This window comes from Methanobrevibacter curvatus, from assembly GCF_001639295.1.
Classification (GTDB): Archaea; Methanobacteriota; Methanobacteria; order Methanobacteriales; family Methanobacteriaceae; genus Methanoflexus; species Methanoflexus curvatus.
Genome location: NZ_LWMV01000132.1, coordinates 1 through 637, shown reverse-complemented (window position 1 = coordinate 637; position 637 = coordinate 1). Strand labels below are relative to the sequence as shown.

Here is a 637-nt window from a genome sequence, read left to right as displayed (position 1 = left end):
TATCTTGTATACTATTAATGTGACTAATTTTGGTCCTGATAATGCGACTGGTTTGGTTATTACTGATAAGTTGGATAGTAGATTGATTTATGTTAATAGTTCAACTCCAAGGTTTACTTATTATGTTTCTGGTACTGGTGTTTGGAATATTGGTGCTTTGGCTAATGGTGAGAGTATTGTTTTGGATATTCTTGTTCGTTTGAATGGTACTGGTAATATTGTGAATGTTGCGAATGTTACTAATGTTACTGAAAATAATACTGGTAATAACAGCAGTAATCCTGATAATGAGACTAATATTACTGTTGTCACTACTGTGAACATTAGTATTGTTAAAACATCTAATGTGTCTGGTAATGTTTTGAATGGCGCTTATATCTTGTACACTATTAATGTGACTAATTATGGTCCTGATGGTGCGACTGGTTTGGTTATTACTGATAGGTTGGATAGTAGGTTGATTTATGTTAACAGTACTTCTCCAAGGTTTACTTATTATGTTGCAAGTACTGGTGTTTGGAATATTGGTGCTTTGGCTAATGGTGAGAGTATTGTTTTGGATATTCTTGTTCGTTTGAATGGTACTGGTAATATTGTGAATGTTGCGAATGTTACTAATGTTACTGAGAATAATACT

At 33.0% G+C, this 637-nt stretch carries 1 protein-coding gene; it reads left to right on the top strand.

All coding sequences use genetic code 11. The features are described 5' to 3' along the window. The coding region (locus MBCUR_RS03310) for a DUF11 domain-containing protein (protein WP_157077640.1) at window positions 1–637 on the top strand (637 nt) is incomplete at both ends.